Source organism: Synechococcus sp. B60.1 (assembly GCF_047462555.1).
Lineage (GTDB): Bacteria > Cyanobacteriota > Cyanobacteriia > Thermostichales > Thermostichaceae > Thermostichus.
On the sequence record NZ_JANSJN010000053.1, the window covers coordinates 1,722 to 18,825 of the forward strand.

The 17,104-nt window shown below is 57.4% G+C and carries 9 protein-coding genes and 1 pseudogene; 8 read left to right on the plus strand and 2 right to left on the minus strand.

Translation table 11 applies throughout. The features are described from left to right. Nucleotides 1-408 (plus strand): annotated as a pseudogene (locus NW863_RS07460) (hypothetical protein); the annotation flags it as partial. 425 nt (nt 409-833) lie between these two features. On the opposite strand, the gene psaB reads toward NW863_RS07460, so the two are convergent. Then, nucleotides 834-3,068, minus strand: coding sequence for a photosystem I core protein PsaB (gene psaB / locus NW863_RS07465; protein WP_414365601.1), 2,235 nt, complete (start codon nt 3,066-3,068; stop codon nt 834-836). 21 nt (nt 3,069-3,089) lie between these two features. Further along, nucleotides 3,090-5,357, minus strand: coding sequence for a photosystem I core protein PsaA (gene psaA / locus NW863_RS07470; protein WP_414365602.1), 2,268 nt, complete (start codon nt 5,355-5,357; stop codon nt 3,090-3,092). Between the two features lie 331 nt (nt 5,358-5,688). Between psaA and ureC the strand changes: the two genes are divergently transcribed. From ureC to NW863_RS07505, 7 genes are all read left to right on the plus strand, one after another. Continuing rightward, nucleotides 5,689-7,407, plus strand: a complete 1,719-nt coding sequence (gene ureC / locus NW863_RS07475) for an urease subunit alpha (protein ID WP_414335744.1) — start codon at nt 5,689-5,691, stop codon at nt 7,405-7,407. 412 nt (nt 7,408-7,819) lie between these two features. Beyond that, nucleotides 7,820-9,088 (plus strand): metallophosphoesterase family protein, encoded by a 1,269-nt coding sequence (locus tag NW863_RS07480; RefSeq protein ID WP_414365603.1) that lies wholly within the window; start codon nt 7,820-7,822, stop codon nt 9,086-9,088. Between the two features lie 2 nt (nt 9,089-9,090). After that, the gene (locus tag NW863_RS07485) at nt 9,091-12,687 is read left to right on the plus strand and encodes an AAA family ATPase (RefSeq protein WP_414365604.1); all 3,597 of its coding nucleotides are present in this window, start codon (nt 9,091-9,093) and stop codon (nt 12,685-12,687) included. After that, the gene (locus tag NW863_RS07490) at nt 12,677-13,870 is read left to right on the plus strand and encodes a DNA double-strand break repair nuclease NurA (RefSeq protein ID WP_414365605.1); all 1,194 of its coding nucleotides are present in this window, start codon (nt 12,677-12,679) and stop codon (nt 13,868-13,870) included. The genes NW863_RS07485 and NW863_RS07490 overlap by 11 nt, the downstream gene beginning before the upstream one ends. Continuing rightward, a complete protein-coding gene (locus NW863_RS07495; protein ID WP_414334988.1) occupies nt 13,867-14,460 on the plus strand; it encodes a hypothetical protein in 594 nt (197 codons plus the stop codon). Before NW863_RS07490 ends, NW863_RS07495 begins: the two co-directional genes overlap by 4 nt. Then, nucleotides 14,460-16,184, plus strand: coding sequence for an ATP-binding protein (locus tag NW863_RS07500; RefSeq protein WP_414365606.1), 1,725 nt, complete (start codon nt 14,460-14,462; stop codon nt 16,182-16,184). Before NW863_RS07495 ends, NW863_RS07500 begins: the two co-directional genes overlap by 1 nt. Before the next feature lie 234 nt (nt 16,185-16,418). Beyond that, complete coding sequence (locus tag NW863_RS07505; protein ID WP_414365607.1) at nt 16,419-16,988, plus strand: hypothetical protein; 570 nt, start codon at nt 16,419-16,421, stop codon at nt 16,986-16,988. The last annotated feature ends 116 nt before the right edge of the window (nt 16,989-17,104 follow it).

Below are 17,104 nucleotides of genomic sequence, written 5' to 3' on the forward strand. Positions count from 1 at the left end.
CAGTTGCCCGTCCCTGAGCGTCCGGGTGCTCCTACGGCCTTTGACTACTTTTTCTCCCTGCGCACCGAGCGCTCTACGGGTGAATTACCTGGCTCACCTGTGGAAGGAGATACCCCTGAGCCGGTTATTCTTCAGGGCATTGTGCCCGCCACCGGCGATTTTGTCTTCCGAACCCTAGCCGGGGCACAATTGGCCGGGCCGTTTAATCGACTTGACATTGGTGGTAGTACGCAAAGAGGGATTCTAAGCCTTGTCTTCGACTCAACGACTTCTGCCGACCGGATCTCCGGCCAGTGGTTCCTGGAACAAGAATTCCCCACGGACAATCTAGAGACCACTCCAGGAGATTCTGAGGGATCCATTCTGATCATCCGTGGCTTCTTTGAGGGCGCGCAGGTGCGGCTCTAGCCCTAGCAGCCTGTTTTGAACCCCTCTAGCTCGGCCCTTGTGGCTGAGCCTTTTTTGTTGGATTAGGGAGCCCTTCCTCTATCTGCTCGAAAAAAACTTGAGCCAAACTCTATTCTTCGCTACTCATCCTCCTGGAAGCGCACAATCGCAAAACCAGGTTCCGGCTCGTGGTTGGGGGGCAGTTGCACGGGCTCCTTGGCCTGCTCTTGCACAAGGCCCATCAACAGTCAATACAGGCGGCTCCCCGTTCGTTATTTTCTGAATTTTCTGGACCAGAGACTCAACCAGCCGGCGAAACTCCTCAAAGGTATATCGCTGGATACGCGGCCAGAGCCATGGGCCCAGCATCCTTCTCGCTTGACCAAGCAGCAAAAAAAGAGGGATCCCGCGGAGGGATCCCTCAATTACTTAACCACTAGAGTTTGCTAGCCAGACAAGGAAGCCGTCGAGGCGATGACAAAGGCCGCGTAGGTCAGGACATACCCCACCGTGAAGTGAGCTAGGCCCACCAGACGACCCTGCACAATGGACAGAGCCACCGGCTTATCCTTCCAGCGGATCAAGTTGGCCAAGGGGGTGCGCTCGTGCGCCCAGACCAGGGTCTCGATCAGCTCTTGCCAGTAACCGCGCCAGGAGATCAAGAACATGAACCCCGTGGCCCACACCAAGTGGCCGAACAGGAACATCCAGGCCCAAACCGCCAGGTTGTTCATGCCGTAGGGGTTGTAGCCGTTGATCAACTGGGCAGAGTTGGCCCAGAGGTAGTCCCGCAGCCAGCCCATCAGGTAGGTGGAGTTCTCGTTGAACTGGGCGGTGTTGCCGCTCCAGATCCCCAGGTGCTTCCAGTGCCAGTAGAAGGTCACCCAGCCAATGGTGTTCAGCATCCAGAACATGGCCAGGTAGAAAGCGTCCCAGGCGGAGATGTCGCAGGTGCCACCCCGACCCGGCCCGTCGCAGGGGAAGCTGTAGCCAAAGTCTTTTTTGTCCGGCATCAGCTTGGAGCCGCGGGCATCCAGCGCCCCTTTGACCAGGATCAACGTCGTGGTGTGCAGGCCGAGAGCAATGGCGTGGTGCACCAGGAAGTCACCAGGACCAATGGGCAGGAAGAGGAACCCATTGGGATCGTTGATGGCTTGCAGCCAGCCCGGTAGCCACACATTGCCGTAGTTGGGCCAAGCCGTAGAGGCGATGCTATCCGGGTTGGACAACAACACGTCCATGCCGTAGAGCATCTTGCCGTGGGAAGCTTGAATGAACTGAGCAAACACTGGCTCAATCAGGATCTGCTTCTCCGGCGTGCCGAAGGCCTGCATCACGTCATTGTGGACGTACAGCCCCAGCGTGTGGAAGCCCAAGAACAGCGATACCCAGCTCAGGTGGGAAATGATCGCCTCCTTGTGATCCAGCACCCGCGCCAGCACGTTGTTCTTGTTGGCTTCGGGATCGTAGTCCCGCACCAGGAAGATGGCCCCATGGGCAAAAGCCCCCACCATCAAGAACCCAGCGATGTACTGGTGATGGGTGTAGAGAGCTGCCTCCGTGGTGTGATCCATGGACATGAACACGTAGGGGTTGAGGGCGTACATGTGCTGCGCCACCAGCGAGGTCACCACCCCCAAGCAGGCCAGCGCCAACGCCAACTGGAAGTGCAGGGAGTTGTTGACCGTGTCGTAGAGGCCCTTGTGCCCTTCGCCCAGCAGGCCCCCGAAGGGAGTGCCCTTGGGCGGGTTGTGGGCACCCAGGATCTCGCGGATGCTGTGGCCAATACCCCAGTTGGTGCGGTACATGTGGCCCGCCACGATGAAGATGACCGCAATGGCCAGGTGGTGGTGGGCCATGTCCGTCAGCCACAGGGACTGGGTGTTGGGGTTAAAGCCGCCCAAGAAGGTGAGGATGGCCGTGCCCGCCCCTTCCGCCGTGCCCCAGACATGGTTGGCCGTATCTGGGTTCTGGGCATACACCCCCCAGTTGAGGGTGAAGAAGGGCTTCAGTCCCGCCGGGTGGGGCAGCGTGGTGAGGAAGTTGTCCCAGCCCACGTGCTGACCGCGCGACTCGGGGATGGCTACGTGCACCAGGTGGCCCGTCCAGGCCAGCGAGCTGACGCCGAACAAGCCGGCCAGGTGGTGGTTGAGGCGGGCTTCAGCGTTCTTGAACCAGCTCAGGCTGGGCCGGAAGCGGGGCTGCAGGTGCAGCCAGCCGGCAAACAGGAACACCGCCGCCAACAACAGCAGGCCGATGGCACCGGTGTAGAGATCGCCGTTGGTGCGCAGGCCGATGGTGTTGAACCAGTAGTAGAGGCCGGAGTAGGCCGCGTTGACAGGGCCACCGCCCCCAGGTTGGGTGAAGGCTTCCACCGCCGCCTTGCCAAATTGGGGATCCCAGATAGCGTGGGCGATGGGGGTGACGCCGGTGGGGTTGGCCACCCATTGCTCGTAGTTGCCTTGCCAGGCGATGTGGAAGACGTTGCCCGAGGCCCACAGGAAGATGATCGCCAGATGGCCGAAGTGGGTGGCAAACAGCTTTTGGTAAAGCCGCTCCTCCGTCATGCCATCGTGGGTCTCGAAGTCATGGGCGGTGGCAATGCCATACCACAGACGTCGAGTGGTGGGATCACTGGCCAGGTCTTGGCTGAATTGCGGAAAACGAGTTGCAGTTGTCATGATTCTCTCTTCCTCCTTGCCTTAGCCGAGTGCGGCAAACCGTGCCAGGAAAAACGCCCACGTGGTGACGATCCCACCCAGCAGGTAGTGGGCCACACCGACCGCCCGACCCTGGATGATGCTCAGGGCGCGGGGTTGAATGGCCGGAGCGACTTTCAGTTTGTTGTGGGCCCAAACGATCGACTCAATCAGCTCCTGCCAGTAGCCACGGCCGCTGAACAGGAACATCAAGCTGAAGGCCCAGACGAAGTGGGCGCCCAAGAAGAGCAGCCCATAGGCCGACAGCGCCGAGCCGTAGGAGTTGATCACCTGCACCGATTGCGCCCACAGGAAGTCCCGCAACCAGCCGTTGATGTTGACGGCGCTGGCTGCAAAGTTGCCGCCCGTGATGTGCTCAATCGTGCCGTCCGGGTTGACGGTGCCCCAGATGTCGCTCTGCATCTTCCAACTGAAGTGGAAGATCACAATCGAGATGGCGTTGTACATCCAGAACAGCCCCAGGAAGACGTGATCCCAGCCGGAGACCTGGCAGGTGCCGCCGCGGCCTGGCCCGTCGCAGGGGAAGCGGAAGCCCAGCTTGGCCTTATCGGGGATCAGGCGCGAAGAGCGGGCAAAGAGCACCCCCTTGAGCAGGATCAACACCGTGATGTGGATGGTCATGGCGTGGATGTGGTGCACCATGAAGTCCGCCGTGCCCAGCACCATCGGCATCATGGACACCTTGCCACCCACGGCCACCACGTCGCCGCCGAAGATGGGGCTCACCGAAGCGCCCACATAGGGAGCGGTGCTGGCGATGGCGTTGGTGTGCAGGGATTGAATCCACTGGGCAAAAATGGGCTGCAGTTGGATGCCGGTGTCCGAGAACATGTCCTGCGGACGGCCCAGCGCCTGCATGGTGTCGTTGTGGACGTAGAAGCCGAAGGCGTGGAAGCCCAGGAACAGACACACCCAGTTCAGGTGGCTGATGATGGCGTCGCGGTGGCGGATTACCCGATCCAGCACGTTGTTGCGGTTTACCGCTGGGTCATAGTCCCGCACCATGTAGATGGCCCCGTGGGCAGCGCCGCCAACAATGAACAGTCCCCCTATCCACATGTGGTGGGTAAAGAGGGAGATCTGCGTGGCGTAGTCGATGCCCATGTAGGGGTAGGGGTTCATGGCGTACATGTGCTGGGCCACGATGATGCTCAGGGATCCCACCATGGCCAGGTTGATGGCCAGTTGGGCATGCCAGGAGGTGGTCAGCACTTCGTAGAGACCCTTGTGGCCTTCGCCGGTGAAGGGACCCTTGTGGGCTTCCAGGATCTCTTTAATGGAGTGGCCGATGCCCCAGTTGGTGCGGTACATGTGGCCCGCCACGATAAACAGCACGGCAATGGCCAGGTGGTGGTGGGCCTGATCCGTCAGCCAGAGGGCGCCGGTTTGCGGATCCAAGCCCCCCTTGAAGGTGAGGAACTCCGCGTACTTGCCCCAGTCCAACGTAAAGAAAGGCACCACCCCGCTGAAGAAGCCCCAATCCACACTGGGGAACATCTCCTTCATCAGGGCCGGCTTGAGGATGAACTCGTGGGGCAGAGGGATCTGAGCCGCCGGCACGCCCGCATCCAACATCTTGTTGATGGGGATGGCCACATGAATTTGGTGACCAGCCCAGGCCAGAGAGCCCAGCCCCAGCAGGCCCGCCAGGTGGTGGTTGAGCATCGACTCCACGTTCTGGAACCACTCCAGCTTGGGAGCCCGCTTGTGGTAGTGGAACCAGCCGGCAAACAGGCAGAGGCCAGCCATCACCAAGCCACCAATAGCGGTGCAGAGGAGTTGAAACTCATTGGTGATGCCGGCAGCCCGCCAGAGGTGAAATAGGCCCGACGTGATGCGGATCCCTTCAAAGCCGCCGCCCACATCGCCGTTGAGGATCTCCTGGCCAAAAATGGGCCAGACCACTTGGGCGCTGGGCTTGATATTGATCGGATCCGCCAGCCAAGCGGAGTAGTTGGAGAACTGAGCGCCGTGGTAGTACATGCCGCTCAGCCAGACAAAGACCACCGCCAGGTGGCCGAAGTGCGCAGAAAAGATCTTGCGAGAGACGTCTTCTAGGTCGCTGGTGTGACTATCGAAGTCATGAGCAAGAGCGTGGAGGTTCCAGATCCAGGTCGTGGTCTTGGGGCCACGCGCCAGGCTGCGATCGAAGTGTCCCGGCTTGGCCCATTTCTCAAATGAGGTGGGAACCGGATCGATATCAACCGTCACCTTAACCTTTGGCTCTCGCTCCTTGGGTGTAGTTGTCATCAAGAACTCCTCTCTTGCGACAAGGAACGAAGCATTCCCGCCCATCGTCAGGAAACCCCCCAGGGCGGGACTTACCAGGCATTATAGGTCAGGGTTTGTAAACCCCCCGTCGCTTCACAATAATTAAACGAGGGATCCCTTGTCTGATCAGGGTCGGCGTCGATTGGCAATCGTTTTTCCAATTGTAGATGTAAATATATGTAACGAATTTTCACCAACCCAATCTGCTCTGGTGAAATGAACGCTGAGAACTGGGCAACGGGCAGCAAGGGATCCTCTGGGTGGGGATATGTGGTAGAAAGCTGAAAGCTTCCTGCGCAGATGTCCTTCTATGACTCTGGAAATTCCCCGTCGCCAGTACGTCAGCAACTACGGCCCCACAGTAGGGGATCGAGTGCGTCTGGCGGATACCGAGCTGATCATCGAGGTGGAGCAGGATTTCACCACCTACGGCGAGGAGATTAAGTTCGGCGGCGGCAAGACCATCCGCGACGGCATGGGGCAATCGCCGACGGCCACCCGCGCCAACGGGGCTCTGGATCTGGTGATCACCAACGCCCTGATCTTGGACTGGTGGGGCATCGTCAAAGCCGATGTGGGCATTCGCGACGGCTACATTGTCGGCATCGGCAAGGCCGGCAACCCCAACATCCAGACGGGGGTGACACCAGGCATGGTGGTTGGCCCCAGCACCGAGGTGATTGCCGGCGAAAACTTGATCCTGACGGCAGGCGGGATCGACGCCCATGTGCATTTCATTTGTCCTCAACTGTGCGAGTTTGCCATCGCTTCGGGAGTGACTACCCTTTTGGGTGGCGGAACCGGGCCGGCCACAGGCAGCAACGCCACCACCTGCACACCGGGGGCCTGGAACTTGGGGAAGATGTTGCAGGCGGCGGAAGGGTTTCCGGTCAACTTGGGCTTTTTTGGCAAGGGGAACGCGGCGTTTCCTGAAGCTCTGCGGGAGCAGGTGGAAGCGGGGGCCTGCGGGCTGAAGATCCACGAAGACTGGGGATCGACGCCGGCGGTGATCGATAGCTGTCTGCAGGTTTCGGATGAATACGACATCCAGACCCTGATCCACACCGATACCTTAAATGAGTCGGCCTTTGTGGAAGATACCATCGCCGCCATCAATGGCCGCACCATTCACACCTTTCATACTGAAGGGGCCGGAGGTGGGCACGCCCCCGACATCATCCGCATTGCTTCCGAGCCCAACGTGCTGCCCAGCTCCACCAATCCCACTCGTCCCTTTACCCGCAACACCATCGAAGAGCACCTGGACATGCTGATGGTGTGCCATCACCTGAGCAAAGAGGTGCCAGAGGACATTGCTTTTGCCGAAAGCCGCATTCGCCCCCAAACCATTGCCGCCGAAGACATCTTGCACGACATGGGGGCCCTCAGCATCATCTCTTCCGACTCCCAGGCCATGGGCCGGGTGGGAGAAGTGATCATTCGCACCTGGCAAACCGCCCACAAAATGAAAGTGCAACGGGGGCCTCTGCCGCAGGATAGCAGCCGCAACGACAACTTTCGGGCCAAGCGTTACGTAGCCAAGTACACCATCTGCCCTGCCATTGCCCAGGGCCTCAGCCACATCATCGGCTCGGTAGAGGTGGGCAAGCTGGCGGATCTGTGCCTGTGGAAGCCGGCTTTCTTTGGGGTTAAGCCGGAGATCGTCCTGAAGGGGGGCTTGATTGCCTATGCCCAAATGGGGGATCCCAACGCCTCGATTCCAACCCCGCAGCCGGTGTACCCTCGGCCTATGTTCGGCAGCTTTGGCCGCGCCCTGAGCGAGACCAGCCTGCTCTTTGTCTCCCAGGCTGCCCTAGACCTGGGGATCCCAGAAAAACTGGGGATCCAACGCCGGGCCGTAGCGGTCAAGAATTGCCGCGAGATTGGCAAGGCGGATTTGAAACTCAACAGCAGCACCCCTCACATCGAGGTCAACCCGGAGACGTATGAAGTACGGGCCGATGGAGAATTGCTCACCTGTGAGCCGGCAGAAGTCCTGCCGATGGCGCAACGATACTTTTTGTTCTAGGCTAGCGGCAGCAAGTAGCGTCTCGCGGCTTCTGGGCTTTCAGGAGAGGGGCCGGAGCCTCTGGAGCCGTTGGCTAATGTCACCGGATCCGTAGCCAGCAGCGGCGGGGCGGCACCTACCTCTAGTGGTGGCAATGCGGGCAAAGCTGCAAATGACCGGGCAGGGATCCCTATATCGGGTTGAGCACTAGGGTTTGTCTGGTAAACGAATCCCGGCACTTCCCGACCCTTATCTTCGTTGAGTCAACACACCATGGCTTACGCCACGCTGCGCGAACCGATAGCGTATTGTGGCACGAACGGCTTTCATCCCGACACTGATTGGCTCTTGGGTAAACACAGTTCACCCCTACAGTGCGGGGCTTCCCGCCGATTAAGCTAAACTGTGGGCAATTTGCTGGCAGGTTCGGGCGATGGCCACTTCTACCTGCACCTTTTTGCATCTAGCCGATGTGCATCTGGGCTACGACCGCTACAACAGCCCGGAGCGGAGCAAAGATTTCTTTTTGGCCTTTCGGGATGTGGTGCGCCGCCATGCCATCCAGAACCCGGTGGATTTTGTCCTCATCGCCGGGGATCTGTTTGAGCATCGGCAAATTCAGCCTGGCGTCCTCAACCAAGCCCAGATTGTCTTGCGGGAGCTAAAGCAGGCCGGGATCCCCGTCTTGGCCATTGAGGGCAACCACGACAATCGCCCCTACGGTGTCAAGACCAGTTGGCTGCGATACTTGGCCGATCACGGCGAACTGATCCTGCTGGAGCCGGAAGCAGGAGAGGAGGGTTTGGAGCTGCGCCCCTGGGAAGGGGGGCGGGGGGGCTATCTAGACCTGCCCTGTGGGGTACGGGTGATCGGATCCCAGTGGTACGGGTCGGCGGCCCCCAAGTCCATCGAGCAGTTGGCGGCGGCCATTCGCCGGCTGCCCCCCGGGCCCGAGCGGGTGGTGTTGATGTTTCACCACGGGCTGGAGGGGCAAATTGCCCGTTACCAAGGGGCCTTGCGCTACCGGGATCTGCTGCCTTTGCGGGAGGCGGGGGTGGGCTACCTGGCTTTGGGGCACATCCACAAAAGCTATACGGAAGAGGGCTGGATCTTCAATCCCGGATCCCTGGAGGCCAACAGTAGCGCCGAGTGGGACTTTCCGCGGGGAGCCTACCGCGTTTGCTGGGGAGATGGCCCGCCTCAGGCTGAGCTGGTGCAGGACTACTATCGGCGGCCTCACCGACGGATCTCTCTCGAAGCCAAGGGCCGGGAAACCCCCGAAGAGATTGTTGCAGCCGCAATTGCCTTGGCCAAGGGATCCGACCTTCCCGAAAGTGGGCTAGAGCCAATGGTGGAGTTTCGGCTGGTGGGGCAGGTGGGCTTTGCCAAGCACGAGCTGGATAGCCGCGCCCTGCAGCAGCAGATTCAGCAGCTTACCGGTGCCCTGCTGGTTCTCTTCCGCTTCGAAGCCACTACTTTGGAGATCGGGTCGGCTGCTCTTTCCCTCGAAGAAGAAGGGCGCAGGCTGCAAATTGAAGAGAAAATCTACAGGGATCTGCTGAGCAGCCATGCCCACTACCGCAAGCGCAGCGAAGAGCTGGCACAGTTACTCTTGGATCTCAAAGAGAAAATCCTGGACGGGCAAGGCGAAGCGGAAGTGTATGCTCACCTAAGCGGCGCCTTTCTGGGGGAAGAAGACTGACCATGCGGATCCTCTCTCTGGCTCTACAGAACTTCAAGTCTCATGAGGACGCCTTCTTCGAGTTTGAGCCCGGTATCAACGCCATTTGTGGAGAAAATGGAGCAGGCAAGACCAGCATTCTAGAGGCCATCGCCTGGGTTTTGTTTGACTACTGCCCCTACAACCAAGAAGAACTCATCCGCACAGGCGCCAACGATGCGGTGGCTACTGTCCAGTTTATTTCCCAGTGGGATCAGCGCACCTATGACGTTCGTCGCAGTGTCAGCCAGGGATATCGCCTCTTCGATCCGCAATTGAAGCAGCGCCTAGATTACGAGCGCAAGGCAGATGTGCTGGCGTGGCTGAGGCAACATTTGGGCGTGCCCGCTGGTACTGATTTGGCACGGCTCTTTGCCACAACCATTGGGGTACCCCAGGGCACTTTCACCGCAGATTTTCTCAAAACCAGTCGGGAGCGGAAAGAAGTTTTCGACCGCATCTTGAAGGTAGAAGAGTACCAGCAAGTTGCAAAGGATCTGCTGGCAGTTGAAAAATACAGTGAGGCGCAAGTTTTGGCCGTCAAGCATCAAATTGAGCTGCTCGATCAACAGATGCAAGACTGGGATCCACTCCAAGTAGAGCAGCAGAGAATTGAGCAAGAACTGAGGCATTGGCAGGAGCGCTTAAGCCACCATACCCATACCTTGGCCGAGGTGAAGTTGGAGCTGGAGCGGCTGGAGAAGCTGCTTGCGCAAATCCAAACGCTCGACCAGCAAATTGCTCAACTGGAGCAAGAGGGATCCCTGCTGGCAGTAGCCCTTGAGCAAGCCGAAAAGCTGTGGGCAGAGGCCCAGCAAGCGCAGGTACAACAACAGCGCCATCAAGAGGGATCCCAGCGCTTTCTGGCCATAGAAGATCGGTTGCGGGAGCTGGAAAAGCAACGGCAGCAGCGCCTGGAGTGGCTGAAGCAGCGGGAGGGCCTGCTCTCGCAAAAGCAGAACCTCGAAAACCAACTGGCGAGGCTGCAGGAAAAACTAAGCCAACAACAGCGCTGGAAGCAGGAGCTAGAGGAGCTGGCTCCCCAGATTCAAGCCCAAGAGGAGCTGGAGCGCCGACAAAGCCACTGGGCTCAGCAGCTCGACACCTTGCTCCAACTGCACCGCGACTGGGAGCAGCTTCAGGGAGAATGGTCAGCCCACGCCGGGCGCTGTCAACTGCTGCAAAGCCGCGTCCAAGAGGCTGAACAGGCGCAGGCCATTTGTCAACAGCACCAATCAGCCTACAGGCGTTATCTGGAGTTGGAGGCTTGGGTGGCAGAGGAAGAGGCGTTGCGACGAACACGGCAGACCTTGACAGCTCAGCGGGAAACTTTACGGCAGCAGCTCCACCAACTCCAATTGCGAGAATCCGAATATCGACAACAGCTCCACCTCTTCCACAAAATGGAGGAGGAAAAGCTACACCTGCAAACTCTCTGCGAAAAGCAAATTGCCCTGGAACAACGGTACTCTCAAATGGGCCAGAAGTTGGCCTCTTTTCAGGCCCTGCGCCTAGAACTAAGACAGAGAGAAACAGAACAGGAACAGGGCCGGGCCCAGTTGGAACAGTTGCGGCTGCAGCTTCGACAGCGACAGGCCGATCGAGAGCACGTAGCCAAGATTCCCCTCCTTGAGGCTCAACAAGAGCGACTGCAAACTCAGCTCAGCCGCCTGGCTGCGGCGCGGCAATTTCAGCAGGAACTCCAAGCCCTTGTCGAGCAGGGCTCTCACCAACTGGCCCAGCACAACCACAGCATTCAAAGTCTTGTGGAGGAGCTGGCCGCTTGCCAACAGAGTTATCCGCAACTCCAACCTCTATGGCAGCGGATCCCGCAAGTTCTGGCCCAGTCTTCAGCCCTCAGCCAACAGCTACTGCAATCCATCCAACAGATTCTCCAGGATCTTTCCCCGCAAACTTGCGAGCCTCAGTTACGCCAGCAACTGGCCGATATCCAGAAGCAACTCAAGACTTTGCAGCCCCTGCTTGGCTTAACGGCGCAGATTCCCGAGTTAGAAGCTCAAATTCAACAGTTGCTGCAATGGCAAAACGAACGCCAGAGCAAAATTGAGGATCTTCAGTGGAGCCTCGAGGCGGAGCCAGACTTTCTTCGGCAACAACAGGAAATTGGCCAAGCGCTGCAGGCACTAGGGGATCCCAAAGGACAAATCCAGCGCCTGGAAAAGGAGCTCAACCATAAGCCGAGAGTTGAGCAAGAGTACCAGCAAGTTGTAGCCAGCATCCAGCAACTTGAACAACAGATACAAACCCTGGAGCAGCAGCTTCAGCCACTTGCCGATCTAGACGAGAGAATTGCCACTTTACGGGAGGAGCAGAGCTGCCATCGCAACAGCTATGAAACCGTTATCCGTATGCAACCACTTGTCCAAAGTTTGCCACAACGAAAAGATGAACTGCAAGCAGCTCAGTTAGCCCTAGAACAGATCCAGCAAGCCAAGCAGGAAAAACAAGCCCAAATTGATCGCTGGGAGAAAACAGAGGGATCCCAAGATTACCTGCAAGCCCAAATTGCAAAAGCTGCTGAAACCTTGAAGTCCCTGGGGGATCCCAGAAGCCGGGCCGAGCGGCTGAAAGCAGAGCTCAAGCTGGAAAGACAGTACCTGCAAACGCAGGCAGGGTACCTACAGCAAATCCAGGATTTGGAGGCAGCACTCCGTCCCCTTGAGGCAGCGCTGATGCAAACTGAGCACTTGGATCGAGAGCTGGGATCCCTGCAAGAACAGCGCGAACACTACCGAGCGGATCACGAGCAATATCTACGTCTGGAGCCTATTGCCAAACTGCTCCCCCAACGAGAACAAAAGCTCAGTGAACTGAAGGCGCAACAGCAAGCATTGCAAACCCAACTGTCCCGATTACGGGCAGAGCGGGATCCTTTGGCTTCCCTCTATCAGCCTCAGGAGCACCAACGTCTGCACTCCCTTTTGCAGGCCACCGAAATTCAAAAGGCCGAGGCCCAAGCTCGCCTGGAAAGCCTTGCCCCTCAACTGCAGAAAATCCAGGAAAGGTTACAGCAACTGGAGCGGGTGAGAGAAACCTTAAAACAAGTTGAGACGCAACGCATCGAGAAAGAGCGGCTGCATCGCTTCATTAAGTTTAGCCGAGATACCTACAAAAAGGCCGGCCCCCAAATTACCCAATACTATCTACAGCAGATCAACAACATTGCCGATCACCTCTTCCGGGAAATCCTCAACCGCCCCAATGTTGCCCTCACCTGGGAGGCCGACTACGAGATCCGCGTTCAAGAGGGAGGCGGACCCAAACGACGTTTTGCCAGCCTCTCTGGAGGAGAGCAGATGTCGGCAGCTCTGGCAGTTCGCCTGGCTTTGCTCAAGGTGTTAGGACAGTTGGATATTGCCTTCTTCGACGAGCCCACCACCAACATGGACGCCCAGCGGCGACAGCGGTTGGCAGAGGCCATCACCAATTTGCGATCTTTTGAGCAGCTATTTGTAATCAGCCATGACGATACCTTTGAGCAAGTAACGGAGAACATCATTCGGGTGGAGAGGCACTCCGGCTCTGACCAGATGAGGAGGGATCCCATCTATGGTATTTAGAGCTGACCGGGTTCTGGCGGTATTGCAGCAAAAGCGAGAGGCTTTCGTGACTTTTGATCAAGGGCTATCGGAGCGCAGAGAAGGGTATCGGCAGGCCATGAAAAGCTTGTGCCGGTGGTCGAGCGCAGAGATTGCTGAAAAAACAGCGCTTTTGGACTTTCCCGGTGCCCTGCCCACTCAAGAATGGGATCTTCATTCCGGTTGGGCAATTCCTTTTAAGCAGCAATGGGCCAGCTACGAAGAAAGCTGTGAGTGGGCAAGGTCGGTTATCAAAAATATTCCCACCTTTGCAGTAGACGGATCCCAGATCTATCCCAGCAAGGATCTGTCGATCCCGGTGGCCTTAGTGCAGATCGGCTGGTATGAGAATCATCACTGTGCCCAAGGCCTGTATGAGAAAGATATTCAAGTCGATGTACTGACTCCAAAGGATTTGGGATCCGATAGCAGCGGTGAGCCCAAAGAGCGCGTTGTCAACATGCGTCGCTTTCAAATGGAAACAGAAAAGCTGGTGGAATATATCCGGAGAGCTCAGCTTGGATCCCGAAAGTTGGCCTTTTTAGATGGGGCGTTGGTGGCTACCTTCGCGGAAGCTCTTGAGCCGGAAAGCCGAGATTTCTACGTACAATGTTTACTCCAGGTGCTGCGGGCCAGCGAGCAAAACCGGATCCCCATCGTTGCCTACATCGACACCACCTATACCTCGGATCTGGTGACATTGCTGCGGCATTGCTTCGATCTTCCTGAAGCTCCTCAGCTCCACGATGCCCAATTGCTCAGCCCCTGGCTAGAGTGGGGGGAGCGCACGCCTTTTTTTATCTGCGCTCGTGGCGGCAGCCTCAACCCTCAAGATGGGATCCTCAACTCCTACCAAGAAATGCGGGAGCGGGTGGGATTTATTTATTTGCGCACCAACAACAACTTTCCGGCCCGGCTGGAGATACCGGTTTGGGTTTATGAGGCAGGACTTTTGGACTGGGTGGTGGATCTGGTGCGCTGCGAGGTGATCATTGGAAGAGGCTATCCTTATGTGCTGGAGACAGCCGATCAAATAGCCGTCATTCGCAACGAAGATCGCAACCTTTTCCTGCGCCTGATGCAAGATTGGGCAAGCCGCGAGAAGCTCAGCCTCAGGTTATCTCAGAAAACGGTGAGTAAACTGCAGCGGAGGCGGGTTCGATGAGATTGGGCAAGGTGGTTCGCTCCAACAATCACTGCGACTACGTAGTGCAGGTGGATGACATCTTAGAAGTCAAGAATCCTCCCTCTCCCGACGACTATGGCTTTGGCAGCTTTGTTAAGCTGGAGAGCGATCAACGGCACTGGGCTGTGGGTCTGGTCTATAACACCCAAATTGTCAACCCACTCTTTCTCAACTCCGGCCCACGCCTTTCCAGCCAGCCGGATCCCTATTTTTCCCCTGATTTACAAAACGAGGTGCGCACACTGCTTTCGGTGGTTCTCATCGGAGCTTTGGACGAAGAGCGGGGCTGTGGCCGGCAAGGGATCCCGCGCGTGGTGGTGCCCGTAAACACACCCGTTTTTCGCATGAGCCAAGAAGAAATCCTACGTTTTCACCAAGATCCCCAAGGTCAAACCCAGTTTTCGTACTATGGATTGCTCTTGAGCAGCGGTGGCAACTTTGCTGACCACCTTATTTATCAAGTCTTGAACGATATCATACCCATGTTTTCCGATCCAGCCCAACAGCGGGCCCTGCAAATTCTAAGCAAAGAATTGGCCTGGAAAATGACCGTAGGAGCGATGCGCTGATGACCAAAAAAACTGTAGGGATGCCTCACCCCTCTGAGAATGGGCGCTATCCAAAAGCTGTTTTCTCCTCTGATGAAGAGGCCCCAGAGGTAATCGGCACCGTCAAGGGCCCCGGTGAAACCCCCAACCAATATGTGTTTATCACTTCCAATACCCAAGCCGTAAGGGTAGGCGATTTTGTCTACTATGAAGTGCGGGATCTCCAGTCCCAAACCCTGCAAATCCTAGGCAAAATCAGCCAAGTCCAGCTTTTGGATCACATTCCCGATCGCATCTTTGCCGACACCGAGATCGATCCCAGCACCATTGTGGCTTTAGTGGGCTTTACCCATCCCAACCCAGAAATTTACGCAGTTACCGTCGAGGTCATCGGCTATTTTCACCGCGCCATGGGCTTTATTAACCCCCGTCGCCCTCCGGATCCCGGTGCCAAAGTCTTTTTGGCCTCCAATCGTCTGCTGAAATCGATTTTGAACAAACGGGATGAAACAGCCATTGGGGGCGCTCACTTGGGCAGTTTGCTGTTGCGCGATGAGGGAGCGGTGCCCGTGGTGCTGGATGTCAAGGAAATGGTTAGCACCCATCTGGCTATTTTGGCAGGGACGGGATCCGGAAAATCCTATACGGCAGGGGTCTTGATTGAAGAGTTGATGTTGCCCAAAAACCGGGCTGCTGTTCTTATTTTTGATCCTCATGGGGAATACCATACGCTGGCAGAGATGCAGTCCCACCCCAAGTTTTTCGGCGAAGACGGCTACCGCCCTAAGGTTAAGGTTCTCTCCCCACAAGAAATTAAGATCCGCGTGTCTTCTCTCAACTTTTTCGATATCCTTACCCTCTTGCCAGAGACCACCGACCGGCAGAAATCTTTCCTAGAGAAGGCTTTCCGCAAGGTTACCCAGTTTAATCCAGTACGTTGGACGATTCAGGATCTGATCGACGCCGTCAACGAAGTGGATTCCAAGGAAGATGGATCTCAAGGATCCTCAGCACCTGCCCTGGAGTGGAAGCTGGAGCAGATCGATCGCTCTCCCTATTTCAGCAATGTAGAACACCTGGCTCCAAAGGATTTGTTTGAGCCAGGGCAGGTAACCATCTTACAAATGCACGAGATTAGCCAGGAAGAGCAGCAGGTGATTGCCGCTGCTATTCTGCGCCAGGCCAATTACGCCCGCATTAACACCCATAAAGGCAAGATCCAGCCGGGGGATGAAAATTACCTGCCCTATCCTGTTTTTATCTTGTTGGAAGAGGCCCATCGCTTTGCCCCTGCCCACGAGCCTTCCCGCTGCAAGCAGGTGTTGCGCACCATCCTTAGCGAAGGACGCAAGTTTGGACTGGGAGTAGGTCTCATTACGCAACGCCCCGGCAAGTTGGACTCGGATATCCTGTCGCAATGCATGAGCCAATTTTTGATGCGAATCGTCAACCCTTCCGATCAAGAAAACCTGCGCCACAGCGTTGAGGCTGCCGGACGGGATCTGCTCCAAGAATTGCCGGCTTTGAGCAAGGGTCAGGTAATCGTCTCCGGTGTGTGTGTCAATACCCCTGTTCTGTGTAAAGTGCGGCAGCGCTACACCCAGCATGGTGGCGAAACCCTAGATATCCTCGGCTTGTGGCAAAATCACTTTCAGGCGCATCGCCAACGGGATCGCCTGGCCCAATCTGCTCCCCTTAAGCCACGTCCTCAGCCTCAAGTGGTTGAGGGATTGAGTATTGACTAGAGATCCTCAAAAGCTGAGGTCAACCAGCAGCCGAGCATCCTGTCTATAAATGTTGAGTCAAAAAATCCATGCAGTTTAGAACGGTTCATGACCGTCCCTTTTAGGTTGCGACACTTCCCAAGTGCTCCGGGATCCCAAGCTTTTCTGCTCAGGAGAGATGAGCATTGCAGCTCAAAAAATAGTTTCACGACCATTTGGAACGCTAGTTTGCTGCCAGCGGAGAAGAAAGTTGTGGTGAGGAAACAAGCTCTTTGGCGAAGTTGGGTGGGCATTGCCGCTGTGGCTCTACTGGGATCCGGCCCTGCCTATGCCCAGTTGCGGCTGATCCCTGAGGCGGCGCGGCAGGTCTACGCGGCCTTGCCAGATTTGCCGCTGGAAAATGGCTATACCCCCGTGAACCCCAATGACGGCGGCCCCGCGCCCGAGGAAGATACCTTGGTGCGGCGGATGATGGTCTACCACCTGCAGGTGGTCGGTCGCTCTCCTACCGACCGCTTTGACTGGCAACTGACGCTAGCGGACTATTTGGACGCCAATGAGCCGATAGTTGCCCAGCGCTACCCGGGTGCCGAGCGCCTGACGGTTAACCCCTATGCCCAAGACAAGGCAGCCGTGCAAGCCCTGACCCGGCAACAGCGACAGGCCCTGCTGCGGGCCATTCTGCTGGCCTTCGGCGGGGATCCCGATCCCAAGCCCCTGTACATTCCCACCGCCTTGAACCCTGTCCCTGCCCCGCCCACCCCAGAACCGCTGCAACGCTTGCCGATCCCCGGCGCTGGATCCGCCGACCTACTCCGGCCCTAGAGGCGACCCCTCACCCCCGGCCCCTCTCCCTGAGGCCCAAGCGCTCCGCGCCGCTCACGCGACCACCCCCAGCCCCTCTCCCTGAGGCCCTCACCCCCAGCCCCTCTCCCTGAGGG